General features: G+C 64.6%; 24 protein-coding genes. 19 read left to right on the top strand and 5 right to left on the bottom strand.

Annotation, left to right across the window (positions count from 1 at the left end):
- Positions 1–330 precede the first annotated feature (330 nt).
- The 8 genes from C7G42_RS03090 (at position 331) to C7G42_RS03055 (ending at position 7,511) form a co-directional block, all read left to right on the top strand.
- A complete protein-coding gene (locus C7G42_RS03090) occupies positions 331–1,029 on the top strand; it encodes a cytochrome c biogenesis CcdA family protein (RefSeq protein WP_106947606.1) in 699 nt (232 codons plus the stop codon).
- A gap of 31 nt (positions 1,030–1,060) precedes the next feature.
- Complete coding sequence (locus C7G42_RS03085; RefSeq protein ID WP_106947605.1) at positions 1,061–1,624, top strand: thioredoxin family protein; 564 nt, start codon at positions 1,061–1,063, stop codon at positions 1,622–1,624.
- Positions 1,625–1,765: 141 nt separating this feature from the next.
- Entirely contained in the window at positions 1,766–3,175 is a 1,410-nt protein-coding gene (locus tag C7G42_RS03080) for a cytochrome ubiquinol oxidase subunit I (RefSeq protein ID WP_106947604.1), read from the top strand.
- Positions 3,172–4,182: a cytochrome d ubiquinol oxidase subunit II gene (gene cydB / locus C7G42_RS03075; RefSeq protein ID WP_106947603.1), complete on the top strand. Its 1,011-nt coding sequence runs from the start codon at positions 3,172–3,174 to the stop codon at positions 4,180–4,182. The genes C7G42_RS03080 and cydB overlap by 4 nt, the downstream gene beginning before the upstream one ends.
- Positions 4,182–4,310 (top strand): DUF2474 domain-containing protein, encoded by a 129-nt coding sequence (locus C7G42_RS03070; RefSeq protein ID WP_106947602.1) that lies wholly within the window; start codon positions 4,182–4,184, stop codon positions 4,308–4,310. The genes cydB and C7G42_RS03070 overlap by 1 nt, the downstream gene beginning before the upstream one ends.
- A 142-nt stretch (positions 4,311–4,452) precedes the next feature.
- Positions 4,453–5,427, top strand: a complete 975-nt coding sequence (locus tag C7G42_RS03065; RefSeq protein WP_106947601.1) for a hypothetical protein — start codon at positions 4,453–4,455, stop codon at positions 5,425–5,427.
- 364 nt (positions 5,428–5,791) lie between these two features.
- Positions 5,792–6,385, top strand: coding sequence for a L,D-transpeptidase (locus tag C7G42_RS03060; RefSeq protein ID WP_106947600.1), 594 nt, complete (start codon positions 5,792–5,794; stop codon positions 6,383–6,385).
- A gap of 88 nt (positions 6,386–6,473) precedes the next feature.
- Positions 6,474–7,511 (top strand): amino acid ABC transporter substrate-binding protein, encoded by a 1,038-nt coding sequence (locus tag C7G42_RS03055; RefSeq protein WP_106948826.1) that lies wholly within the window; start codon positions 6,474–6,476, stop codon positions 7,509–7,511.
- 154 nt (positions 7,512–7,665) lie between these two features.
- Here the strand turns inward: C7G42_RS03055 and C7G42_RS03050 are convergent, their stop codons facing one another.
- Both C7G42_RS03050 and C7G42_RS03045 read right to left on the bottom strand, forming a co-directional pair.
- A complete protein-coding gene (locus C7G42_RS03050) occupies positions 7,666–8,805 on the bottom strand; it encodes an acyl-CoA dehydrogenase family protein (protein WP_106947599.1) in 1,140 nt (379 codons plus the stop codon).
- Between the two features lie 168 nt (positions 8,806–8,973).
- On the bottom strand, positions 8,974–10,188 hold the full coding sequence (locus C7G42_RS03045) for an acyl-CoA dehydrogenase family protein (protein WP_106947598.1): 1,215 nt from the start codon (positions 10,186–10,188) through the stop codon (positions 8,974–8,976).
- Positions 10,189–10,326: 138 nt separating this feature from the next.
- Here C7G42_RS03045 and C7G42_RS03040 point away from each other — a divergent pair, with 138 nt between their 5' ends.
- On the top strand, positions 10,327–10,872 hold the full coding sequence (locus C7G42_RS03040; protein WP_106948825.1) for a carboxymuconolactone decarboxylase family protein: 546 nt from the start codon (positions 10,327–10,329) through the stop codon (positions 10,870–10,872).
- Positions 10,873–10,962: 90 nt separating this feature from the next.
- Positions 10,963–11,457, top strand: coding sequence for a VOC family protein (locus tag C7G42_RS03035; protein WP_106947597.1), 495 nt, complete (start codon positions 10,963–10,965; stop codon positions 11,455–11,457).
- A gap of 138 nt (positions 11,458–11,595) precedes the next feature.
- Here the strand turns inward: C7G42_RS03035 and C7G42_RS03030 are convergent, their stop codons facing one another.
- Together C7G42_RS03030 and C7G42_RS03025 are read right to left on the bottom strand one after the other, a co-directional pair.
- Entirely contained in the window at positions 11,596–12,831 is a 1,236-nt protein-coding gene (locus C7G42_RS03030; protein WP_106947596.1) for an MFS transporter, read from the bottom strand.
- Between the two features lie 148 nt (positions 12,832–12,979).
- Positions 12,980–14,227 carry an MFS transporter gene (locus C7G42_RS03025; protein ID WP_106947595.1) on the bottom strand — a complete coding sequence of 416 codons (1,248 nt, stop codon included), beginning with the start codon at positions 14,225–14,227 and terminating at the stop codon, positions 12,980–12,982.
- Between the two features lie 197 nt (positions 14,228–14,424).
- Here C7G42_RS03025 and C7G42_RS03020 point away from each other — a divergent pair, with 197 nt between their 5' ends.
- Positions 14,425–16,491, top strand: a complete 2,067-nt coding sequence (locus C7G42_RS03020; RefSeq protein ID WP_199580616.1) for a prolyl oligopeptidase family serine peptidase — start codon at positions 14,425–14,427, stop codon at positions 16,489–16,491.
- A 50-nt stretch (positions 16,492–16,541) separates the two neighbouring features.
- Here the strand turns inward: C7G42_RS03020 and C7G42_RS03015 are convergent, their stop codons facing one another.
- Positions 16,542–17,213, bottom strand: coding sequence for a DUF938 domain-containing protein (locus C7G42_RS03015; RefSeq protein WP_106947593.1), 672 nt, complete (start codon positions 17,211–17,213; stop codon positions 16,542–16,544).
- A gap of 299 nt (positions 17,214–17,512) precedes the next feature.
- On the opposite strand from C7G42_RS03015, the gene soxX reads away from it, so the two are divergent.
- The 8 genes from soxX to C7G42_RS02975 all read left to right on the top strand — a co-directional run bounded on the left by soxX (position 17,513) and on the right by C7G42_RS02975 (position 23,438).
- Positions 17,513–17,806 (top strand): sulfur oxidation c-type cytochrome SoxX, encoded by a 294-nt coding sequence (soxX, locus tag C7G42_RS03010; protein WP_245427599.1) that lies wholly within the window; start codon positions 17,513–17,515, stop codon positions 17,804–17,806.
- Positions 17,807–17,831: 25 nt separating this feature from the next.
- Positions 17,832–18,317, top strand: coding sequence for a thiosulfate oxidation carrier protein SoxY (gene soxY / locus C7G42_RS03005; RefSeq protein WP_106947591.1), 486 nt, complete (start codon positions 17,832–17,834; stop codon positions 18,315–18,317).
- A 13-nt stretch (positions 18,318–18,330) separates the two neighbouring features.
- Positions 18,331–18,642, top strand: coding sequence for a thiosulfate oxidation carrier complex protein SoxZ (gene soxZ / locus C7G42_RS03000; RefSeq protein WP_094976288.1), 312 nt, complete (start codon positions 18,331–18,333; stop codon positions 18,640–18,642).
- A complete protein-coding gene (gene soxA, locus C7G42_RS02995; protein WP_199580615.1) occupies positions 18,642–19,505 on the top strand; it encodes a sulfur oxidation c-type cytochrome SoxA in 864 nt (287 codons plus the stop codon). The genes soxZ and soxA overlap by 1 nt, the downstream gene beginning before the upstream one ends.
- Positions 19,502–19,807, top strand: coding sequence for a hypothetical protein (locus C7G42_RS02990; protein ID WP_106947589.1), 306 nt, complete (start codon positions 19,502–19,504; stop codon positions 19,805–19,807). The genes soxA and C7G42_RS02990 overlap by 4 nt, the downstream gene beginning before the upstream one ends.
- A gap of 53 nt (positions 19,808–19,860) precedes the next feature.
- Complete coding sequence (gene soxB / locus C7G42_RS02985; protein WP_106947588.1) at positions 19,861–21,612, top strand: thiosulfohydrolase SoxB; 1,752 nt, start codon at positions 19,861–19,863, stop codon at positions 21,610–21,612.
- Positions 21,609–22,067: a DsrE family protein gene (locus tag C7G42_RS02980; protein WP_106947587.1), complete on the top strand. Its 459-nt coding sequence runs from the start codon at positions 21,609–21,611 to the stop codon at positions 22,065–22,067. The genes soxB and C7G42_RS02980 overlap by 4 nt, the downstream gene beginning before the upstream one ends.
- Positions 22,068–22,400: 333 nt before the next feature.
- A complete protein-coding gene (locus C7G42_RS02975; protein WP_106947586.1) occupies positions 22,401–23,438 on the top strand; it encodes an MBL fold metallo-hydrolase in 1,038 nt (345 codons plus the stop codon).
- Positions 23,439–23,500: the final 62 nt, after the last annotated feature.

The raw sequence follows: 23,500 nt of genomic DNA, 5'->3' as shown, positions 1-23,500 counted from the left end.
GGTTTCGTTAAACCTCCCAAGACTCCAGCGACCCGGACGATGCCCCCGTCCGGGTCGTTTTGTATTTGGGGGTGGGTGATGCGAGCGTTGAGAGCCCCGCTCCTCCATCTTCATGGCCGGGCTTGACCCGGTCATCCACGCCTTAAGCCGCGGCACGAAGAACGTGGATGCCCGGGCCTTCGCCTCGCCGAAGCGGCTTCGGCCGCGCAGACGGGACAAGCCCGGGCATGACGACCTCAGCCAAGTGCGTTCGTCACGAAGGCGTGACGCCGCGTAACGACATCCCACCTGCCTCCGAACCACCCTCGTGACCTCCATCACGAGTGCGCCATGCTCGAACTTCTCTTCGCCGTCCTCGCCGGCATCCTCACCATCGCCGCGCCCTGCACGCTGCCGATGTTGCCGATCCTGCTCGGCGCCTCGATCGGGCGCGCGGGACATTTGCGGCCGGCGATGATCGCGCTCGGTTTCGTGCTGTCCTTCTCCGCGACCGCGCTGCTGCTGGGCGCGATTACGCGGCTGTTCGATTTCGATCCGAATGTGCTGCGCGAGGCGGCGTCGATCCTGCTGCTCGGCTTCGGCCTGTTGATGCTGTGGCCGGCGCCGTTCGAATGGCTGTCGAGCCGGCTCAACGGCTGGCTCGACCTGGGAAATTCCGGCGCCACCCAGCGCGAGGGCGCGCTCGGCGGACTCATTCTCGGCACCACGCTTGGGCTGGTGTGGACGCCCTGCGCCGGGCCCGTGCTCGGCTCGATCCTGACACTGGTTGCGACCTCGAAGAATCTGGCCTGGGCCGCCACACTGCTGGTCGCCTACGCCATCGGGGCGGCGATCCCGATGCTGGCGATCGCCTATGGCGGACAGGCCGCGACCACGCGCGTGCGCAGCCTCTCGCGCATCTCACCGCGGCTGCAGCAGGGCTTCGGCGTCGTCGTGATCGGCTTCGCGGTCGCCGCCTATTTCCAATACGACACGCTGATCGTGGCGTGGCTCACCGGCTTCTATCCCACCGGCCAGATCGGCCTGTAATCATCCCTCATCATCACCGGAGGACGCTTCCATGACTTTCAAATTGCTCGCCGTCTCGGCCGCCCTGATCGGCTTCGTCGTCACCGGCGCCGTCATCCCCGGCATCTGCGAGGAGGCCGCGCGCGCCACGCCCGTCGTCACCGCGGCCGCAAGCCAGCAGACCGCGCCCGATTTCACCGGCATCAACAATTGGTTCAATTCGAAGCCGCTGAGCCTGGCCGACCTCCGCGGCAAGGTCGTGCTGGTCGATTTCTGGACCTATGGCTGCGTCAACTGCGTCAACACGCTGCCGCACGTCACCGACCTCTACGCGAAATACAAGGACAAGGGCCTCGTCGTGATCGGCGTGCATACGCCGGAGTTCCCGTTCGAGCGCTCGGCCTCCAACGTACAGGCGGCGCTGAAGCGCCACGGCATCACCTATCCGGTGGCGCAGGACAACGATTCCAAAACGTGGAACGCCTACCGCAACCAATATTGGCCGGCGCAGTACATCATCGACCAGAACGGCAAGATCGTATTTCAGCACGCTGGCGAAGGCCGCTACGATGAGATCGACCACACGGTGGCACGTCTGCTGAACGTCAACAGCTAAATTCGTGTGATTGGACAAAGAGTCCTATAGGACGCGAGCAGCGCATGAGTCATCTATGGAGGGGCCGGGCGCAAGGGCTTAGCTGAGCAGCCGAATCGGCGCCCGCATCGCCACGACTTGTCGTGTTGTACGGGAGCGCCGATGCTGTCGAACCTTGATCCCATCGTGCTGGCACGCGCGCAGTTTGCCTTCACGATGTCGTTCCACATCGTGTTTCCGGCGTTCTCGATCGGGCTTGCAAGTTATCTCGCCGTTCTGGAAGCGCTCTGGCTGTGGACCGGCCGCGAAGTCTTCCTCAACCTGTTCCATTACTGGCTGAAGATCTTCGCGATCGCATTCGGCATGGGCGTGGTGTCGGGCATCGTGATGTCCTACCAGTTCGGGACCAACTGGTCGGTGTTCGCCGACAAGACCGGACCGGTGATCGGTCCGTTAATGGCCTACGAGGTGCTGACCGCGTTCTTCCTCGAGGCGGGCTTCCTCGGCGTCATGCTGTTCGGCCTCGATCGCGTCGGCCCCCGGCTGCACTTCGTCGCGACGCTGATGGTCGCGATCGGCACGCTGATTTCGGCGTTCTGGATCCTCTCCGCCAATTCGTGGATGCAGACGCCGGTTGGCCACGCCGTCAATCCCGACGGCCAGTTCGTCGTTGTCGACTGGTTCAAGGTGATCTTCAATCCGTCCTTTCCCTACCGGCTCGTGCACATGGTGCTCGCCGCCTATCTGACGACGTCGCTCGTGGTCGGCGCCGTCGGCGCCTATCACCTGCTGCGCGACCCGCATCTTGCCGGCCCACGGGTGATGTTCTCGATGGCGATGTGGATGGCGGCGCTGGTGGCGCCGGTCCAGATCCTGGCCGGCGACCAGCACGGCCTCAACACGCTGGAGCATCAACCGGCCAAGGTGATGGCGATGGAAGGGCATTACCGGAGCCATCCCGACGGCGCACCGCTGGTCCTGTTCGGTCTACCCAATCAAGCGGCCGGCAAGGTCGATTACGCGATCGAGATCCCGAAACTGTCCTCTCTGATCCTGAAGCATTCGCTGAATGCACCGCTCGCAGGCCTCGACACCGTACCGCGCGAAAACTGGCCGCCGGTACCGATCACGTTCTGGTCCTTCCGCATCATGGTCGCGCTGGGCTTCCTGATCTTCGCGCTGGGGCTGTTCAGCCTGTGGGCCCGCTGGCGCGGCACCTTGTTCGACTCCCGGCCGCTGCACGTCTTCGCGCTGACGATGGGGCCCGCGGGCTTCATCGCGGTGCTCGCGGGCTGGATCACCACGGAGACCGGCCGGCAGCCTTTCACGGTCTACGGCCTGCTGCGAACCGCAGACGCCGCCTCGCCGCTGGCCGCGCCCGCAGTCGGCTCGTCATTGCTGGCGTTCGTCGTCGTCTATTTCATCGTATTCACGGCGGGCGCCATCTACATTCTGCGCCTGATGGCGGCCTCGCCTCATCACGGCGAACAGGGGCCACGCGGCGACGTGCCGACACGCGCCGCCGGCATCACACCGGCCTCGGGCGTGGCGGGACAGGGTGCGCTGCCATGATCGCGAGCATCGACCTTGCCACGCTCTGGGCCTTCATCATCGCCTTCGCGGTATTCGTCTATGTCGTGATGGACGGATTCGATCTCGGCCTCGGCATGCTGTTTCCGTTGTTTCCGGCCAAGGCCGACCGCGACGTGATGATGAACAGCGTGGCGCCCGTCTGGGATGGCAACGAGACCTGGCTGGTGCTGGGCGGCGGCGGCCTGATGGCGGCCTTTCCGCTCGCTTATGCGGTGCTGATGCCCGCGCTCTACACGCCGATCATCGCGATGCTGATCGGGCTGGTCTTCCGCGGTGTCGCCTTCGAATTCCGCTGGCGCACCACCGCGGCACGAAACCGCTGGGACTTGGCCTTCGCCTTGGGGTCGCTGCTGGCGACGCTGGCACAGGGCATCGCCCTTGGGGCCATCCTGCAGGGCGTGCATGTCGAGGGCCGGCATTATGCCGGCGGCTGGTGGGACTGGCTGTCGCCGTTCAGCCTGCTGACGGGTGTTGCCCTGGTGATCGGCTATTCCCTGCTGGGCGCCACCTGGCTCATCCTGAAGACCGAGGGCGCGCTGCGCGAGAAGGCCTACCGGCTGAGCTGGGGTCTGCTGTTCGCGATGCTTGCGGCGATCGCACTGGTCAGCATCGCCACGCCCTTTCTCAGCATTCAATACGCGCAGCGCTGGTTCGCCTGGCCGAACGTCGCGCTGGCCGCACCGGTACCGATCGCGGTCGCCGCCGTCACCGCGTTCCTGATCCGCAGCCTCGGGCAAAAGCAGGACTCCCGGCCGTTCTTTCTCGCACTGGCCTTGTTCGCGCTGTCCTATGCCGGGCTGGGTATCAGCATGTATCCCTTCATCGTGCCGCAGAGCATCACGATCTGGCAGGCGGCTGCGCCGCAGAACAGCCAGATCTTCATGCTCTTCGGCGTGGCCGGACTGGTGCCTCTCATTCTTGGCTACACCGGCTGGGCCTATTGGGTGTTCCGCGGCAAGGTCCGGGCCGGGAGCGGTTATCACTGATGTCGCACAAAGCAGAGGCCAGGCCGCTGGGGCGACGGCTGATCTGGTTCGCCGTTCTCTGGCTCGGCGGCGTGGGCGCCGTCACCGTGATTTCATTCGGTCTCAGACTGTGGCTTGCGCCGAAATGATCGGGCCGGCCACACCCTGAGCGGAACCTCGTTCTCCGCTGCTCAACGCCGACAGCCGATGCCGGATGAAGCGGGCCTTGATGTTGCTTGACTCCGCTGACCTGTCCGTGGACTTTCGCGGCCTCGACATCAGCCGCCCGCAATGGACGACCCCATCACCACCAACGACATTCGCCTTCGCGAAGGCTCCTCGATCGCGCAGCGGCTGGTGATGGCCGGCTTCTCCGCCGCGGTCGCCCTCTGCTTCACGCCGGGCCTGTTCACGCATGATACGACGGAGGTGATCATCTCCGTGGTCGCGCTCGTCGTCGGTGCCGTGTTCGTCGTCGGCATCATGATGGCGCCGGCGGTGGTGTGGATCATCACGCCGGACGAGATCCTGATCGGGCGGCAAAGTCCGTTTGGAAAGCTGCGCACACGCATCGTCGCGAAAGACGACATCACGGCGTTGCACGTTCCCCGCAGCAAGAGAGTGAAGGCCCGCTTTCAACTCGTCTTCACGCTGGTCTCGGGCGAGCGGTTGACGTCGCCGCCAATCTCCGATGTCACGCATGTTCATGACACCGTGGCGCGGATCGCCGCGCAGTTCGAGGTTCCCAATGTCGAGGAGCCCGTCAATCCGCTCGATGCCAGCAATCGCGAGATGCACCTCGGCGAGCCTCTCGAGGCCTTTCCCGCCTGGGACATCCGCATCGTCGCGTTGATCGCCGTCGCGTTGTCCGCCGTGCCCTACGCCTACAAGCTCTGGCGCGGATGGCCGCCGAGCCACGTCGATATCCTGCTGCTGCCGCTCGGCGCGCTGGCGGCGTTCGCGGTCTACAGATACGCCAACCTCGTGATCGGCGCGTTCTGGATCATCCGGCAGAGCGATATTCGCGTCGAGCGGCTATGGGGCGACGGCACGCCGCGCACGGACAGCATCGAGGGACCTGACGTGAAGACGATCACCGTCGACCGCCGCGGCCGGTCCGAGGACGAGCACTGCATCGTGTTGATCCGGCTGCACTCCGGACGACGGTTTCGCAGCCCGCGGATTGGTTCGAGGGTAGAGGCGCGGGCGGTGGGGGCAGAGATCGTGCGGCGGCTGGGGATCGCGGCGGAGAGCAACAAGATCTAGAGGGCGTCTCGCGCCAGTTGTCGGAATTGATCTCACCGCAAGTTCGGTCTGAGCCTCTCCCGCTAGCGGGAGAGGTCGCCGCGTGGCGGCGGGTGAGGGCTCTATCGGCATCGGGAGCGTCCCATTGCTGAGACACCCTCTCCCCAGCCCTCCCCCGCAAGCGGGGGAGGGAGCGCAGTACCGCCTTGGCCACGATCTATGCTTTTCGCGCCATCCCCTGTTTGTGGCATTGCCGGGCGGGCGTCAAAAAACCAAAGCATTCTCGTGACATATCAGGGCGGCGCGCCATCAACTTGCCATGAACATGCCCCTCAGGTTTGATGGTTCCGAATGATTTGCGCCGAGGCAGTGGGGAGAGCTTGAAATGACGGATTTTCGTCGCCTGACCGGGATGTTCGTGGCCGCGATCGGCCTGATCCTGTCTGCACCACAGGCCATCGCGCAGCAGCCGGACCGCGGCGACGAGCCGGGCTTGGTCGCCGATGACGGCTACCAGCTCGACCCGGAATGGCAGAAGCAGGTGGTCTATTTCCGCACCACCGAGGCGCCGGGCACGATCATCGTCTCAACCGCCGAACGCCACCTTTATCTGGTGCAGCCCGGCGGGCGCGCGATCCGTTACGGCATCGGCGTCGGCCGCGACGGTTTCCAGTGGCAGGGGCTGGTGAACATCACCAACAAGAAGGAGTGGCCGGACTGGACGCCGCCGCCTGAGATGATCCAGCGCCAGCCCTATCTGCCGCGCTTCATGGCCGGCGGCCCCGGTAACCCGCTCGGAGCCCGCGCCATGTATCTCGGCACCACCGTCTACCGCATCCACGGCACCAACCGCCCCGACACGATCGGCACCAAGGTGTCTTCCGGCTGCTTCCGCCTCGTCAACAATGACGTCGCCGATCTCTACGACCGCGTGCCTGTCGGCACCAAGGTGATCATCCGGCAGAAGCCAGAACTCTGAGGCTTCGATCCGAGCATGGTCCTCCGGGCCATGCTCGTCGCCTCTCCTTCCCAATTTCTTTTCCCGATTATTCGAGAGATTAAAAATGATGCGCACTTTTCGTGGCGGCCTGCTGATCGGGCTCGCGGTCGCCGTGCTGGTCGCCGTTCTCGCCATCATCTACGAATTCTACGACACCCGCACGCTGAAGCGCACCGTGCGCCGCGGCGAGGTGCTGTGCGGCGTGAACAAGGGCCTGCCGGGCTTCTCCTACTCCGAAGACAACAAGACCTGGACCGGCTTCGACGTCGATTTCTGCCGCGCGGTGGCGGCGGCGATCTTCAACGACCCCGGCAAGGCGAAGTTCATCCCGCTCGATGCCGGGGAACGCTTCAAGGAACTGCAGAGCCGGAAGGTGGACATCCTCTCGCGCAACTCGACCTGGAGCATGGCACGCGAGCTCGATTACGACCTCTATTTCCCCGCCGTCGCCTATTACGACGGCGCCGGCTTCATGCTGCCGCGCTCGCGCAACAAGGAGACCTCGCTGGACCTCGATGGCAGCAAGGTCTGCGTCCAGGCCGGCACCACGACGGCGCTCAACGTCGCCGACTACTTCCGTGCCAACAACATGAAGTATGACGAGGTGAAGTTCGACAAGCTCGACGATGTCGTGAAAGCCTACGACACCGGCAAATGCGACACGCTCTCCGCCGACGTCTCCCAGCTCTACGCGCTGCGGATCAACTTGGCGAAGCCCGGAGACAACATGATCCTGCCGGACATGATCTCCAAGGAGCCGCTCGCTCCCGTGGTGCGCCAGCGCGACGACGACTGGATGATGATCGTGAAGTGGACGCTCTATGCGATGATCAACGCCGAGGAGCTCGGCGTCACCTCGGAGAACATCGACGAGGCGCTGAAATCGAAGAAGCCGGACGTGATGCGGCTGGTCGGCACCGAAGGCAATTACGGCGAGCAGCTCGGCCTCACCAAGGACTGGGCCGCCCGCATCATCCGCCACGTCGGCAATTACGGTGAGATGTACGAGCGCAATATCGGCGAGAAGTCGAAGCTGAAGATCCCGCGCGGCATGAACCAACTGTGGAACGCGGGCGGCGTGCAGTACGCACCGCCGATGAGGTAAGGGTTCCATCCGCCGTCATTGCGAGCGAAGCGAAGCAATCCAGAGTCTTTCCGCTGAGGCAGTCTGCATTGCTTCGCTGCGCTCGCAATGACTAGCTTGGGGCTGGCACCCTCCTCACCCACAACTGTCACCGCGTGTGAGGCGTCAGTCGGCCTCAATATCCCCGCGCCTGCGCCAGCTGCTCGGTGTGGTAGTTGGCATCGCCGAACAGCTCCTCGCACACCCTTGCGCGCTTCATGAAGAAGCCAATGTCGAACTGGTCGGTCATGCCCATGCCGCCATGCATCTGCACGCCCTCCTGCACCGCGCGCGTGGCGGTGGTGCCGGCGCGAGCCTTTGCCACCGCGACGGCTGACGTTGCCTTGGCAACATCGGCGTCCAGCGCCTGCAGCGCCTTCATGGTGGCGGCGCGGGTGATCTCGATGTCGACATAGAGCTCGGCGGCGCGATGCTGCAGCGCCTGGAATTCGCCGATCAGCTTGCCGAACTGCTTCCTGCTCTTGAGATACTCGACGGTGCGATGGAAGACTTCCTCGCTCAACCCCACCATTTCTGCGGCGACCGCGCCGCGCCCGATATCGAGCACGCCGTCGAGCAGGGCGGCGCCCTGGTCGACCTCGCCGAGCACATGATCGGCATTGACCTCGACATTGGTCAACTCGATCCGCGCCGCATTGTGCGAATCGACCATGATGGTGCGCTCGATCGCGACGCCCTTGGCCTTGGGGTTCACCAGGAACAGCGTCAGGCCGTCGCGCTCCCCGGCGGCGCCCGAGGTGCGCGCTGCGACGATGAAGAGATCGGCGACATGACCGTCAATCACGAGCGCCTTGGCGCCCGAGAGCCTGAAGCCGTTGCCGGCGCGCACGGCCTGCAAATTGATCTGAAGCGGACGGTGCTTTGCGCCTTCGTCGATCGCCAGCGTCGCCAGCAGCGAGCCGTTCGAAATCTTCGGCAGATATTCCGACTTCTGCGCAGCATTGCCGCCGCGGCTCAGCGCCGAGGCCGCGACCACAGAGGTGGCGAGGAAGGGCGACGGCATCAAGGTGCGGCCGATCTCCTCCATCACGACACCGGCCTCGACATAGCCGAGCCCGCTGCCGCCAAACTCTTCCGGCACCAAGAGGCCGGCAAATCCCATCTCGGCGAAGGAATGCCAGAGCTCCCTGGAGAAGCCGGTCTGGTCCTTGTTATCGCGCAGGGATCGCAGATGCGAGACCGGCGCCTTGTCGCTGATCAGCCCGCGCGCTGAGTCGCGGAGCATCGATTGTTCTTCGGTGAGGACGAGGGCCATGTGCGTGTTTCCGATTCGAAATCTATTTTGTCTTGGTCATTCCGGGATGCGCCGTAGGCGCAGGCCCGGAATCCATCGGGCGGCAGAGTTGGCGGATGAATGAATTCTCAGATGCGCAATTGCGCATCTTAGCTCGCCGCCATGCGGCGCCCCGGAATGACAGAAGCCTCACGCCCCCGGCAAATCCAGGATGCGCTTGGCGACGATGCCGAGCATCACCTCGGTGGTGCCGCCCTCGATCGAGTTGGCCTTGGTTCGCAGCCAGGCGCGCGGGCGGGCGCCCTGCCTGGAGCGCTCGCTCTCCCATTCCAGCGCATCGATGCCGCCGGCCGCCATCAGGATCTCGTAGCGGCGCTTGTTGAGCTCGGTGCCGTAATATTTCATCGCCGAGGAAAACGCCGGATGCGCCTGCCCCGCCTTGGCGAGATCGATGGCGCGCTCGGCGCAGGCCGCAAGTGCTGCTTCATCGACGTCGAAGCTGGCGATCTCTGCACGCAGCATCGAATCGTCCAGCTTGCCTTGCGCATCGGTGCCGACGGAATCCGCCGCGATCTGGCCGAGCGGCCGGCCGACGCCGCGCTCGCCCATACCCGAGATCATCGCGCGCTCGTGCTGCAGCAGATATTTCGCGACATCCCAGCCGCGGTTGACGGTGCCGACCACATGCGACTTCGGCACGCGGACGCTGTCGAAGAAGGTCTCGCAGAACGGCGAATAGCCGGAGATCAGAAGGATGGGCTTGGTCGTCACGCCCTTCGAGGTCATGTCGAACAGGATGAAGCTGATGCCGTCGTGCTTCTTGGCCGCGGGATCGGTGCGGACGAGGCAGAAGATCCAATCGGCATAGTTGGCGTAGGAGGTCCAGATCTTCGAGCCCGTGATGACGAAATCGTCACCATCGCTCTCGGCACGGGTCTGCAGCGAAGCAAGGTCGGAGCCGGCGTTCGGCTCGGAATAGCCCTGGCACCAGCGGATCTCGCCCGCCGCGATCTTCGGCAGATGCTCCTTCTTCTGCGCGTCGTTGCCGTATTTGAGCAGCGCCGGTCCGAGCATCCAGATGCCGAAGCTCGACAGCGGGGGGCGGGCGCCGATCTTGCCCATTTCGGCGCGCAGCACCTTGTGCTCGGCGGCGCTGAGGCCACCGCCGCCGTACTCTTTCGGCCAATCGGGCACCGTCCAGCCCTTGTCGCGCATGCGCTCGAACCAGATGCGCTGCGGCTCGGACGAGAACTTCGCGTTGCGGCCGCCCCAGAACACGTCTTCATCCGACGTCGCGGGCTTGCGCATCTCCGGCGGGCAATTGGCTTCCAGCCAGGCGCGCGTCTCGGCGCGAAATGTTTCGAGCTCGGCCGTCTCAGTGTCGCTGCTACTGGAATCAGTCATTGGTCGTTTCCATCATCAAGATCGACTTGTTGGGCACGACTCTGGGCCAAGCCTTCGTGGAATTCAACCACTTCCGCGAGCCTGCGTTCAGCTATAGTCGCATTCGACAGAGTGCTTGAAAACATGGAGGAAACGACAATGCGCCTGAAACTTCTTTCGCCTGGCGAAATGAACGAGAGCCAGCGGCAGACCTATGACGAGTCGATCGCGGGCAAGCGCGGCAAGCCGCCGGCGCCGATGATGGCCTGGCTCAACAGCCCGGACATGGCCCGTCACGCCACCCGGCTCGGCGAGGTGCTGCGCTACGACACGATGTTTCCCGCAAAACTTTCGGAGATCGCGATCCTGGTCACGGCGCGGCACTGGACCGCGCATTACGAATGGTACGCGCATAAGCGCCTCGCGCTCGCCGGCGGCATGAAGCCTGAGATCATCGACGCCATCCGCGACCGCCGCACGCCCGCGTTCGACGACCTGGAGGGTAAGATGATCTACGATCTAGCGAAGTCGCTGCACGAGGGCCACGGCGTCGAGAAGGGTCTCTATGACGAGGCGGTGAAGCTGCTCGGCGAGCGCGGCGTCGTCGAGGTGATCGGCCTGTGCGGCTATTACACGATGGTGTCGATGACGCTGAACACGTTCGAGTTCGAGCTGCCGGAGGGCGAGGTGCCGGAGCTGACCTAGTCGCTCATTTGGAAACGATGGGTTTCGGAACAGGCTGGTAGCGCCGTCCCGAAGCCGGGCCTATCTGGAATTCATCAACGGAGCAGCCACATGTCGCAGAACCCAGCCGTCGCCGCCGGCACCAGGATCGGCCACGTCCACCTCAAGGTCGCCGATCTCGATCGCGCGCTGGGCTTCTATTGCGGAGTGCTCGGCTTCGAGCTGATGCAGCGCATGGGCTCCGGCGCGGCCTTCATCTCGGCCGGCGGCTATCATCATCACATCGGGCTCAACACCTGGGAGAGCAAGGGCGGCTCGCCGCCGCCGCCCGGCACGACGGGGCTCTATCACACCGCGATCCTCTATCCGACGCGCGCAGCTCTTGCCGACGCGCTGCACCGCGTGCTCACGGCCGGCATTGCGCTGGACGGCGCCAGCGATCACGGCGTGTCCGAGGCGTTGTATTTGCGCGATCCTGATGAGAACGGCGTGGAGCTCTATCGCGACAGGCCGAAGGAAGAATGGCCGTTCGGGCCGGATGGGAAGCTTGCGATGTTCACCAAACGGCTGGACGTGGAGGCGTTGCTGCGAGAGCGGGAGGGATGAGCCGTAGGGTGGGCAAAGGCGCACAGCGCCGTGCCCACCCTCCTTCAGTAATGGATCAGATCGTGGGCACGCTTCGCTTTGCCCACCCTACGAGAGCTGCGCTCGCAATGACGGAATGTGTTGAGGCGCCGCCTCAGGTTAGACTGCCTTCGGCCGCGGCGTTCCCCGCACCATGATCAGCGCGGCTGCCGCCACCTCCAGCGCGATGCAGAGATAGAACGGCAGCGAATAGCCGCCGGACCAGTCCCGCAGGGCCCCGACCACACCCGGGCCGAACGCGTAGGTCACCTGGTTGATCGCGGTGTTGAGGCTGATCAGCACGCCGAACGAGGCCGAATCGAACTCCCGCTGCACGATCAGCGACGGCAGCGTGATGAGGTTACCGACCGAGAAGCCGAACAATGCGCAGGCCGCGATAAGCGCATAGTCGTTGTGCAGGTTGATGACGACCAGAAGCGCCGCGGCCTGGCTGAGGAACGACAGCGCGGAAGCCAGCCGCTGGTTGAGGCGATCGATCACCAATGAGAACAACACGCGGCCGACCACGGCCATTGCGGTCAGCACCGCGACGGCGACCGCGGCGCGTTCGCGGCCGATTACGGGATCGAGGAACGAGATCAAATGGACGATGAAGCCGACCTGCGCGAACAGCACCAGTGCGAACGCAATCGTCACCGTGAGGAAGCCAACGTCGCGCAGCGCCCATGCACGGATCTGCGTCGATGATTGCGGCTTCGTCTTCGCCGCCGCGTGCCGGCCGTGGTGATCGGGCGGCCGGCCGACGACGAGAAGGATCACCGGCAGCAGCAGCACCAGCATGGCGCCGGCGGCGGCGTACATCGCGCCGGCAAAGCCGACATGGCCGATCAGGGTCACCAGCAGCGGCACGCCGACGATGCCGCCGAAACTGGCGCCGTTCAACGCCAGGCTGATCGCCATGCCGCGCTTGTGGTCGAACCACAGGCTGATCGTGTTGGTGATCATGGCGAGACTGGTGCCGGCCCAGCCGAAGGCGAGCACGGCGTCGGCGAGATAAAGCTGCCAGGGCTCGCGCACCGCGCCGATCGCGACGCTGGCTGCCGCCATCGCCAGCGTGCCGGCAACCAGGCAGAGGCGCGGGCCGTATCTCCTCACGGCCTCGCCGACGAACACGACGAGCAGCGCGCCGAACAGATAGAAGAACGTGGTGCCTGACGAGATCAGCGTGGTCGGCCAGCCCCGCGCGCGCTGCAGCTCGGCGACATAGACGCTCTGGCCGTAGAAGCCGAGACCCCAGCCGAAGGTCGCGAGCAGGAAGCAGACCGCGACGATGCGCCAGCCTTCGTAGCGGAGGGAGGCTTCGTCGACGGTTGGGGGCTGGGGATTGTCGAGCATCGCCGCTTACTCCGTCATGCCTTCGATCCACCGCCTCAGACGTGGATGGCCGGGACAAGCCCGGCCATGACGACATCTAAATGGCCCTCGCCCGAAAATCACTTCGACCTGGATCGAAGTATCAACGCTGCTGACAATCTCCTGACAATCAGATCGCGTCCGGGAACTCGCCCATCGCCGCCTCCAGCCGCGCCTTGCGGCGGCGGGCCAAGGAGACCAGCGAGAGCACGCCGAGGCCGAGAATCACCGGAGGGAACACCACCAAATTCACCGCCGACCAGCCGTAATTGGCGAGCAATTGCCCGGAGGAGAACGAGCCGATCGCCATCATGCCGAACACCAGGAAATCGTTGAAGGCCTGGACCTTGTTGCGTTCCTGCGGGCGGTGCGTCTCCAGCACCAGCGCGGAGGCGCCGATGAAGGAGAAATTCCAGCCGACGCCGAGCACGATCAGCGTGGCCCAGAAGTGCATCGCGGTGAGACCGGAGAGGCCGATGCCGGCGGCGCCGGCCTCCAGCATCAGGCCGGCGGCGACGACCTTCTGCGCGCCGAAGCGGGCGATCAGCGTGCCGGTGAAGAAGCTCGGCCCGTACATCGCGACGATGTGCCATTGAATGCCGAAATTGGAATCGGAGACCGACAGGCCGCACATCTTCATGGCGAGCGGCGCCGAGGTCATCACCAGATTCATCATGGGATAGGAGATGATGCCGCACAGCGCCGCGGCGATGAAGCGCGGCTGGGTCACGATCATGAGCAGCGGCCGGCCGCCATGCAGATCGGCCGGCGCGGGCTTGGGCATGTCGACGCCGGCGACGATGCCCATCGCGATCAGTGCGACGGCGGCCTGGACCAGGAAGCTGAAGGCGAACAGATAGGGCTGCCAGACATCCATGGTCCATTGCACGAGCTGCGGACCGAGCACGCCGGCGAACACGCCGCCCGCCATCACCCAGGACACCGCCTTGGGCCGGTAGGCCGCGCTGGCGCCGTCGGCGGCAGCAAAGCGATAGGACTGCGCCACGGAGCCGTAGAGGCCGCCGAGGAAGGTCGCGATGCAGAACAGCGCGAACGAGCCGTGCAGGATCGCGAACGAGCCGAGCAGGCCGGTGAGCGCGCCGAGGCCGGTGCCGATGACGAAGGCCGCGCGGCGGCCGAAGCGGCGCGAGATCGCGCCGGTCGGCAGCGTGCCGGCCGCAAGTCCAACCACATACATCGAGATCGGCACGGTCGCGAACGACATGTCGGGCGCCAGCGTGGCACCAACGATGGCGCCGGTGGCGAAGATCACGGCCGAGTTGGCACCGGTCAGCGCCTGGGCTGCGGCAAGGCGCACCACATTGGCGCGCACGCGGGCGTCGTCGGCGATCTCATGGGCAGAAGTCACGTCAAGCATCGGCGTTTCCGCCCCAAGGGGCTCACAAAGGTCTCGTTGATTCGCGGCACTATGGAGGGGTGGGGAAGGGCGGGCAACCGGCGCAAACGGGCGCAGGCCATGCCTCTGACGCAATCGGTGCAATGATAGCGGGCCGCGCCCTTGACGGCTTGCGCTCGATGAAATCCTATCCGCAGCCATTTTTCGGAGTTTCGTTCATGACCGTCGACGCCAGGCCCACGCTCAGCGCTCCCGACGACGATCCCTTTCTGTGGCTGGAGGAGATCGAGGGCACGCAGGCGCTCGATTTCGTCGAGCGGCAGAATCAACTGACGCTCACGGCGTTCGGCGGCAAGGCCTTCGAGCACGACCGCGACATCCTCGCTTCGATCTACGATCGCCCGGACAACATTCCCTATGTCAGCCGGCGCGGCACCGACCTGCACAATCTCTGGAAGGACGCCGCCAACCCGCGGGGCCTGTGGCGGCGGACCACGCTGACGGAGTTGCGCAAAGCTGCTCCTGCGTGGGAGACCATGCTGGATATCGACAAGCTCGCGGCGCGCGAAGGCGAGGACTGGCTGCTGAGCGGAATCGCCACGACGCCGGGCAGCCCGCGCGCCATCTTGAGCCTGTCGCGCGGCGGCAGCGACGCCGTGACGTTGCGCGAATTCGACCTCGTGACGAAGAGCTTCGTGGCGGACGGCTTTACGCTGCCGGAAGCCAAGGGCGGCGCGGACTGGCTCGATGCCGATACGCTGCTGCTGTCGAGCGCCCATGGCGAGGGGATGGTGACGAGCTCCGGCTATGCACGGACGGTTCGGCTGTGGCGGCGCGGCCAGCCGGTCGATCAGGCCGAGGTGATCATCGAGACCACCGCCGAGCACATGATGATCTATGGCAGCGCCGACGACACCGGACCTGAGTCGCGGGCCTGGATCGTCGAGCAGATCGACTTCTTCAATCACGCGGTCTGGCTGCGCGATGCGGCAGGGAGCATGACGAAACTCGATCTGCCGACCGGGATCTGGCTGCAGGCCCATGGCGACTGGTTCGCGATGAAACTGCGCAAGGATTGGGCCGTGCAGGGGCGGACCTACGCCACCGACACCGTGCTCGGCATCTCGCTGTCGGCGTTCCTCGACGGCAGCCGCGATTTTTCGGTGTTGTTCGAGCCGGCGCCGCGGCGCGCCTTGCAAGGCCTGTTCTGGGCGGCGGGCAAGCTCGTGCTGTCGATCCTCGACGAGCTGCGCCCGCGCTTCGAGATCTGCACGCCATCCGCCACCGGCTGGAGCCGCTCGGTGCTTCCCGGCCTGCCCGAGATCGGCGTCGTCGACGTCTGGCCGCTGGATCGTCATCCCAGCGAGAGCAACGGAGATCTGCTCGCCAACGTGCAGGATCCGCTTACCCCGCCGTCGCTGCTGTTGATCGAACGCGGCGTCGCAAGCCCGGTCGTGCTGAAGCAGGCGCCGAAGACGTTCACCGCCGACGGGCTCGTGGTGACGCAGCACGAAGCGATCTCTGTCGACGGCGAGCGCATTCCCTATGTCCAGACCGGTCCGCGAGGCGAGACGGGCGATGCGCCGGTCTATATGAGCGCCTATGGCGGCTTCGGACATTCGGTGAAGCCGTATTACAATTCCTCGCTCGGCAAGCTGTGGCTGGAGCGCGGCGGCACCATCGTGCAGGCAAATCTGCGCGGCGGTGGCGAGTTCGGCACGCGCTGGCACGATGCCGGCCGGCTCGCCGGCAAGAAACTCTCGCATGACGACTTCGCCGCGGTCGCGGCCGATCTCGTCCGGCGCGGCGTGACGAGCGCAAGACGGATCGCGGCGCAGGGCGGATCGAACGGCGGCATCCTCATCACCAACATGCTGGTGCGCTATCCCGAGCGCTTCGGCGCGCTGTTCTGCACCATCCCGCTGATCGACATGCGCCGCTACACGAAGCTGCTCGCGGGCGCGAGCTGGATCGCGGAATATGGCGATCCCGACAAGGCGGAAGAGTGGGAGTGGCTGAAAACCTATTCGGCCTATCACAACGTGGAGGCCGGCCAATCCTATCCGCCGATCCTGATCGCCACCACGCGGCGTGACGACCGCGTGCATCCCGGCCACGCCCGCAAGATGGCGGCGAAGCTGCAGGCCATGGGCTACGAGGCCTGGTTCTACGAGCCGGAAGCCGGGGGCCACGGCTACGGCAAGGACAACAAGGAGCGCGCCGGCTTCGAGGTGCTCGGTTATCGGTTCTTGAAGGAGAAGATCGGGTGGCGGGATGAAGGCTAGCGCTTGGGCGTTGACGTCTCTGCAACGTCATGCCCGGGCTTGACGGCCTTTCAGCGCTCAAACACCAGCGTCAGATTGTTGGCGGGCATGTCGATGGCATCGACGAGGCGAAGACCAACACCGCGCGCGAGTGTCTCGACATCGCCGATGTCGCGCACGCCCCAATCGGGATTGCCTTCACGCAAGGAGGTGTCGAACACCGCATTGCTGAGCGCGGTGTGCTTGCCGTCGCGCTTGAACGGACCGTAGAGGAACAGCTTGCCGTCGGGTCGCAGGTAGCGGCCGGCGCCGGCGAACAGACCCTCGGCCACCGCCCAGGACGCGATGTGGATGACATTGGCGCAGAACACGGCCGCAAGGCTCGTCGGCGCCTGCCCGCTCTTCATCTCCTGACACCAGCTGGGATCGGTGAGATCGATCCGCAGCGGGCTACGGATGTTCGGCAGGCCCGCATGGACGCGCCAGGCTTCGATGCTCTTGAGGTGGCGCTGGTTGAGGTCGCTGGGCCACCAGATCAGGCCGGGCGTATGGCGGGCAAAATGGACCACGTGCTGGCCTGTTCCACTGCCGAGTTCGACCACGTCTCCGGTCGTTCCAGTGAGGTGCTTTTCCAGCACCGTCCATAGCGGCTCGTGATTGCGATGAAATGCCGGAGCATCAAGCCGTCCATCCGGCTCGACCCGTCCGCCGTCCCTGCCAAATTCGACGACATATTCAGCCAAGTGAGTCCCCAATGAATGTGAAACAGAAATGCCGGCCAGAAGGGCCAAATGCCCTGGAATAATTTGCTAGTACCGCCCCGTTAGATGAACGAACCTATCTCAACAGTTGCAATGCAGAGGATATTAACTCCATTTTGCCGCATGCATAGTCTTGATTGTCAGGCGATGCCCTTTGTGCTTTGGAACGCTTATATTTCCGCAAACGAGATCATCGACATACCGCTCGGGACGATGCCTTGACCGCCTTTCCTTGCAAGCTTGCCGTCCTGGTGACGCTGGTCCTCTCAGCCGGCGCGGCTATGGCTCCGGCGCAGGCACAATCCGCTGTCGCCGACGGCCAGAAGCTCGCTTTCGATCGCGGCAAGGGCAATTGCCTGACGTGCCACGTCATCAAGGGCGGCGACCTGCCGGGAACGATCGGGCCGGAACTGAAGGACCTCAAGACCAAATACCCCGATCGCAGCGAACTCACCGCGATCATCTTCGACGAGACCAAGCGCAACCCGCAGACCATGATGCCGCCGTTCGGCCGGAACAGGATTTTGACCGAACAGGAGATCAGCGCGATCGTTGATTTCCTGCAAACTCTGTAACGGCCGGCTGCCCAGGAGATTTGAGATGACCACGACCAGCGGCCCGCTTGCGACAAGGCGCCTGATCCTTCAGGGCGCGGCCTCCGTCGCCCTGCTCGGCCTCGGCAATCTTCCGTTCGCGCCCGCGCATGCCGCGGCCAACGACAAATATCCGGAAGAGGCCTTCAAGCAGAAGAACGAGGCCGACGCGATCAAGGCGCTCTATGGCAGGAACGCCGAGCCCTCCAACAAGGTCAAGCTGGATGCGCCCGAGATCGCCGAGAATGGCGGCGTGGTCCCGGTGTCGGTGACGACGACACTCGACAAGGTGAGCTCGATCTCGTTCTTCGTGACCGAGAACCCGTTCGCGCTTGCCGCATCCTACAAGATCGCCGAGGGCACCATTCCGGGCGTCGCCAACCGGCTGAAGATGGCCAAGACCACCAAACTGGTCGCCATCGTCGAGGCTGACGGCAAGCTCTACAGCGCGACCAAGGAAGTAAAGGTCACCGTCGGCGGCTGCGGCGGCTAGGAGGATCGGTCCGATGGCATCAAGCATTCGCGTGCGCGCAACGTCCAATGGCGACATCACCGAGGTGCAGGCGCTGATCCAGCACCCCATGGATACCGGCCTGGTCAAGGATCCCAAGGGTGAGGTGATCCCGGCACACTACATCCAGCAACTGACATTCGAATGTAACGGCAAGGACGTCTTCGTCGCCGATTGGGGCACCGCGGTCTCCAAGGACCCCTATGTCAAGTTCAGCTTCAAGGGCGCCAAGAAGGGCGACGACCTCAAGATTTCCTGGACCGACAACAAGGGTGCGTCGGATACGACCACCGCGAAGATCGCGTGATGAAGACCCGATCTGCCCTGTTGCTTGGCTCGCTCAGTGCCGCGCTCGCAGCGTTCGCCCTCACCTCGCCGCGGGTCATCGCGGCGGACAAGGTCGATCCCGTTGCCGACGCCAAGGCGTTCCAGAACTTCTTCTTCCAGAAATTTCCTGAGGTGAAGCACGAGGACTTCGTCAACGGTCCATATTCCATGAACGCGGACATGAAGCGGCAGTGGCAGGAGAAGGAAGAATTCCCGCCTTACGAATTCGCGCTCGACGCCGGCAAGGAGATGTTCGCGACCCCGTTCAAGAACGGCAAGACCTATGCTGATTGCTTCCCCAATGGCGGCGTCGGCATCCGCCAGAACTATCCTTACTTCGACGAGAAGGAAGGCAAGGTCGTCACGCTGGAGCTCGCGCTCAACCGCTGCCGCGAGGCCAATGGCGAACAGCCCTATTCCTACGTCAAGGACGAGATGGCCTCGCTCACCGCCTACATGGCCTTCACCTCGCGCGGCAAGCCGATGGAGATCAGGATTCCCGACGATCCGCGCGCGCTCGCGGCGTTCGAGAACGGCAAGCGCTATTTCTACACCCGCCGCGGCCAGATGAACTTCTCTTGCGCCAGCTGCCATGTGCAGAGCCCGGGCGAGCGCATCCGCGCCGAGGTCTTGGCGCCGGCGCTCGGCATTCTCAACGCGATGCCGATCTACCGCTCCGAATGGAGCGGCATGGGCACCATTAGCCGCCGCTTCGTCACCTGCAACAGCCAGACCCGCGCGGTTCCGCTGGAGCCGCAGTCGGACGAATACCGCGACGTCGAATATTTCCTGTCCTACGTCGCCAACGGGCTGCCGATATCCGGACCGGGAGCGCGGCCATGAAGCGGTCACTTCCCCTCGCCATGCTGCTAGCCTTGAGCCTCGCGCCGGCGGCGCGCGCGGCAAACGAAGCGGATTACAAGGCGGCCTATGCCACCGCCGAAGCCGCATCGAAGGAGGCTGCCGGCTTGCGCAATCAGTGGACCACCACCGTCGCGACGCTGGCCGCGGCCAGGAAGGCGGCGGATGGCGGCGATTTCGACCGCGCCACAGCCTCAGCCAGGGAGGCCGAAGCGCTGGCAAAGGCGTCGATCTTCCAGGCGACGACCGAAAAAGACGCCTGGAAGGCGATGGAAATCCGCTAGACTGGCCTGAACTGAAACAGTCTTGCGACATTGAGGGCGCGGAGAATTTTTGGATGGCGATCCGCCGCCGTGATTTCCTGAAGAGCGCGGGCCTTGCGGCCGCTTCTCTCGGACTGCCGCGGCTTGCGCGGGGCACCGAGACTGCCGGTATCTACGACCTCGAACGGTTCGGCAATGCGCGGATCCTCCACATCACGGACACGCATGCGCAGCTCAACCCGGTGTATTTCCGCGAACCCAGCGTCAATATCGGCATCGGCGAGATGGCGGGGCGGCCGCCGCATCTGGTCGGCCGCGCCTTCCTCGACCGGTTCGGCATCCGCCCCGACAGCGCCGATGCCTATGCTTTCACCTGTCTCGAGTTCGACAAGTCCGCGGGACGCTTCGGCAAGCTCGGCGGCTTTGCCCATCTGAAGACGCTGGTCGATCGCTTGCGCGGCGAGGTCGGCGAGAAGCGTTCGCTGCTCGTCGACGGCGGCGATCTCTGGCAGGGCACCGGGCTTGCCAACGTCATGCAGGGACGCGACATGGTCGAGGTCGCCAATCTGCTCGGCATCGAAGCGATGACCGGGCATTGGGAGTTCACCTATGGCGAGCAGGTGCTGCGCGACAATCTCGAGCGCTTCAAGGGCGAGTTCCTGGCGCAGAACGTTTTCCTGACCGAGGAAGCCGCGTTCAACGACGCTCCCGCCTTCGACAAGGCCACCGGGCGCGTGTTCAAGCCCTCCGTCATCAAGGAGATCGGCGGTCACCGGATCGCGATCGTCGGCCAGGCCTTCCCCTACGTGCCGATCGCGCATCCCAAGCGGTTCACGCCGGACTGGACTTTCGGCATCCGCGAAGAGGAATTGCAGAAGCATGTCGATGGCCTGCGCGGCACCGACAAGGTCGATGCGGTCATCCTGCTGTCGCACAACGGCATGGATGTCGACCTCAAGCTCGCAAGCCGCGTCACCGGCATCGACGTCATTCTCGGCGGCCATACCCATGACGCCGTGCCGCAGCCTATGCCAGTGAAGAACGCCGGCGGCACCACGCTCGTCACCAATGCCGGCTCCAACGGAAAATTCCTCGCCGTACTCGACCTTGCAATCGACAAGGGCAAGGTCGGCGACGTTCGTTATCATCTGCTGCCAGTCTATTCCGAGCTGCTGAAGCCCGATCCCGCCATGGCCGAGCTGATCGGCCGGCTGCGCGCGCCGCACGTGACCGACTGGTCGGAGAAGATCGCAACGCCCGACCGCCTGCTCTATCGCCGCGGCAATTTCTCCGGGCCGGTCGACGAGCTGATCTGCACCGCGCTGCGCGCCGAGCTCGATGCAGAGATCGCGCTGTCGCCGGGGTTCCGCTGGGGCATTACCGCGCTGTCAGGCCAGCCGCTGACCATGGAGGATCTGCTCGCGGAGACGGCGATCACCTATCCTGAGACGTACGTGCAGGAGATGACGGGCGCCCAGATCAAGGACGTGCTGGAAGACGTCTGCGACAACCTCTTCAATGCCGACCCCTATTACCAGCAGGGCGGCGACATGGTGCGCACCGGCGGGCTCAGCTACACCTGCACGCCGACGGGCGCGATCGGTGGCCGCATCTCGGAGTTGAAGCTCAATAGCGGCAAGGCGCTCAGCGCCGGCCACCGCTACAAGGTCGCAGGCTGGGCATCGGTCAACGGCCAGCAGGGCGCGCCGGTGTGGGACGTCGTCGGCAAATATCTGCGCTCGGGCCGGATGTTTCAGGAGCGGCTCGGCTCCGGCGTGACGCTGAGGGGCGTCGAGAACAATCCGGGCATTGCGGGACAGGGATGAGGTGGGCGCGGATCTCATTTGCGCTGATGCTGGCGCTGCTGGTCGGAACCGCGATTGCGCCGGCCTCGGCGCAGCAGGTGCCTCTCCAGGACAAGCCGTTCGCGGAGCATAGAATCGTGCTGCAACTCTCCGACGGCGATGCGAAGAAGCAGGCGCTGGTGCTGAGCGTCGCCAACAACCTTCTGAAAGCCTACGACCCCGACAAGATCGCGATCGAAGTGGTGACGTTCGGGCCCGGCATCGAGCTCCTGCTGTCCGGCAGCGAGCGTCGCAAGCAGGTCGAAAGCCTGATCGCGCAGGGCGTGCGGTTCGACATCTGCCTCAACACGGTCGATACGATCGAACGCGAGACCGGCAAGCGGCCGGAGTTTATCCCCGCCGCGACACCGGTGCAGGTCGGCGTCGGGCAGATCCTGTTCCTGGCGGAGAACGGTTATACGGTGGTGAGGCCGTAGGGCTGTCCGGAGTGCGCAGCACGTCCCCCGCCACACATTTGGTGTCATCGCCGCGAAGGCGGCGATCCAGTACTCCGTGACCGCCGTTGGATGAATCGAGAAGCCGCGGATTACTGGATTCCCCGCCTTCGCGGGGAATGACAGCGGTGGGTGGGCGAGCCGCCATCGCGGGGCTGACTGCTCCCAAGCCTTCATTGCTATCCGGCTGCCCGTCGCCCTATCAACCCAATAAAAATCTTCCAAATTTTGCTCCAAACACAGTGAATTGCTTCTCTTCATGGCCCGCGGCGTAGTAGAATCCGCGACAATCAGTTCCCCTCGCCGGGTCTCGCCATGATCTTCCGCCAACTCTTCGACAGCGTTTCGGGTACCTACAGCTACGTGCTTGCCAGCCGCCCCGGCGGCGAGGCGCTGATCCTCGATCCCGTGCTGGAGAAGGTCGATCGCTACTGCCAATTGCTGCGCGAGCTCGACCTCAAACTGGTCAAGGCGGTCGACACCCATCTGCATGCCGACCATGTCACCGGCCTCGGCGAGCTGCGCGACCGCACCCATTGCATGACCGTGATGGGCGACCAGACCAAGGCCGACGTGGTGGCGATGCGGGTCGCCGACGGCGACAAGGTGACGATCGAGGGCCTGTCGCTCGACGTGATGTACACGCCCGGCCACACCGACGATTCCTATTCCTATCTGATGGGCGATCGCGTCTTCACCGGCGACACGCTCTTGATCCGCGGCACCGGCCGCACCGATTTCCAGAACGGTTCTTCGCGCGCGCAGTACGATTCGATCTTCAACCGGCTGCTCAAGCTGCCGGAGGAGACGATGGTGTTCCCGGCGCATGACTACAAGGGCGACACCGTCTCCACCATCGGCGAGGAGAAGCGCTTCAACCCGCGGCTCCAGGTGCGCTCGGTCGACGAATATATCGAGTTGATGGCGAACCTGAAATTGCCCAACCCGAAGATGATGGACGTGGCGGTGCCCGCCAACATGCATGTCGGCCTGCATCAGGAAGAGCTCGAGAAGGAAGGTCGCGCGCTCAGCGCAGTCGAGGCGATCCGCGTCCTCGGCCGGCCCGACATGCTGCTGGTCGATCTGCGCGAAACCAACGAGCGGATGAAGCACGGCATGCTCGAAGGCGCGCTGCATACGCCCTATCCGTCCGTCGAGGAAAGCCTCAAACCGGGCGGCATGCTGCGCGAGGTCGCCGCCGCCACCGGCCGCCGCATCGTGTTCTTCTGCGCGTTCGGCGAGCGCTCGGCGATGGCGGTGGCGGCGGCCAAGGCGGCCGGCCTGTCCAACACCGCCCACATCGCCGGCGGCGTGGATGCCTGGAAGAAGGCAGGCGGGCCGCTGGTGCACTGACCGCCTGCTTGCGATAGGTCAGAAACTGCACATATCTTCCGGATAGGATCGGATGCAGCATC

This window comes from Bradyrhizobium sp. MOS003 (genome assembly GCF_003020125.1).
Taxonomy (GTDB): domain Bacteria; phylum Pseudomonadota; class Alphaproteobacteria; order Rhizobiales; family Xanthobacteraceae; genus Bradyrhizobium.
Note: the sequence above shows the minus strand (reverse complement) of the source record. Positions and strands in the feature narration are given on the sequence as shown.

Coding starts and splice junctions, on each gene's coding strand:
- C7G42_RS03090 (WP_106947606.1), top strand. CDS start 331: ATGCTCGAACTTCTCTTCGCCGTCCTCGCCGGCATCCTCACCATCGCC.
- C7G42_RS03085 (WP_106947605.1), top strand. CDS start 1,061: ATGACTTTCAAATTGCTCGCCGTCTCGGCCGCCCTGATCGGCTTCGTC.
- C7G42_RS03080 (WP_106947604.1), top strand. CDS start 1,766: ATGCTGTCGAACCTTGATCCCATCGTGCTGGCACGCGCGCAGTTTGCC.
- cydB (WP_106947603.1), top strand. CDS start 3,172: ATGATCGCGAGCATCGACCTTGCCACGCTCTGGGCCTTCATCATCGCC.
- C7G42_RS03070 (WP_106947602.1), top strand. CDS start 4,182: ATGTCGCACAAAGCAGAGGCCAGGCCGCTGGGGCGACGGCTGATCTGG.
- C7G42_RS03065 (WP_106947601.1), top strand. CDS start 4,453: ATGGACGACCCCATCACCACCAACGACATTCGCCTTCGCGAAGGCTCC.
- C7G42_RS03060 (WP_106947600.1), top strand. CDS start 5,792: ATGACGGATTTTCGTCGCCTGACCGGGATGTTCGTGGCCGCGATCGGC.
- C7G42_RS03055 (WP_106948826.1), top strand. CDS start 6,474: ATGCGCACTTTTCGTGGCGGCCTGCTGATCGGGCTCGCGGTCGCCGTG.
- C7G42_RS03050 (WP_106947599.1), bottom strand. CDS start 8,805: ATGGCCCTCGTCCTCACCGAAGAACAATCGATGCTCCGCGACTCAGCG.
- C7G42_RS03045 (WP_106947598.1), bottom strand. CDS start 10,188: ATGACTGATTCCAGTAGCAGCGACACTGAGACGGCCGAGCTCGAAACA.
- C7G42_RS03040 (WP_106948825.1), top strand. CDS start 10,327: ATGCGCCTGAAACTTCTTTCGCCTGGCGAAATGAACGAGAGCCAGCGG.
- C7G42_RS03035 (WP_106947597.1), top strand. CDS start 10,963: ATGTCGCAGAACCCAGCCGTCGCCGCCGGCACCAGGATCGGCCACGTC.
- C7G42_RS03030 (WP_106947596.1), bottom strand. CDS start 12,831: ATGCTCGACAATCCCCAGCCCCCAACCGTCGACGAAGCCTCCCTCCGC.
- C7G42_RS03025 (WP_106947595.1), bottom strand. CDS start 14,227: ATGCTTGACGTGACTTCTGCCCATGAGATCGCCGACGACGCCCGCGTG.
- C7G42_RS03020 (WP_199580616.1), top strand. CDS start 14,425: ATGACCGTCGACGCCAGGCCCACGCTCAGCGCTCCCGACGACGATCCC.
- soxX (WP_245427599.1), top strand. CDS start 17,513: ATGGCTCCGGCGCAGGCACAATCCGCTGTCGCCGACGGCCAGAAGCTC.
- soxY (WP_106947591.1), top strand. CDS start 17,832: ATGACCACGACCAGCGGCCCGCTTGCGACAAGGCGCCTGATCCTTCAG.
- soxZ (WP_094976288.1), top strand. CDS start 18,331: ATGGCATCAAGCATTCGCGTGCGCGCAACGTCCAATGGCGACATCACC.
- soxA (WP_199580615.1), top strand. CDS start 18,642: ATGAAGACCCGATCTGCCCTGTTGCTTGGCTCGCTCAGTGCCGCGCTC.
- C7G42_RS02990 (WP_106947589.1), top strand. CDS start 19,502: ATGAAGCGGTCACTTCCCCTCGCCATGCTGCTAGCCTTGAGCCTCGCG.
- soxB (WP_106947588.1), top strand. CDS start 19,861: ATGGCGATCCGCCGCCGTGATTTCCTGAAGAGCGCGGGCCTTGCGGCC.
- C7G42_RS02980 (WP_106947587.1), top strand. CDS start 21,609: ATGAGGTGGGCGCGGATCTCATTTGCGCTGATGCTGGCGCTGCTGGTC.
- C7G42_RS02975 (WP_106947586.1), top strand. CDS start 22,401: ATGATCTTCCGCCAACTCTTCGACAGCGTTTCGGGTACCTACAGCTAC.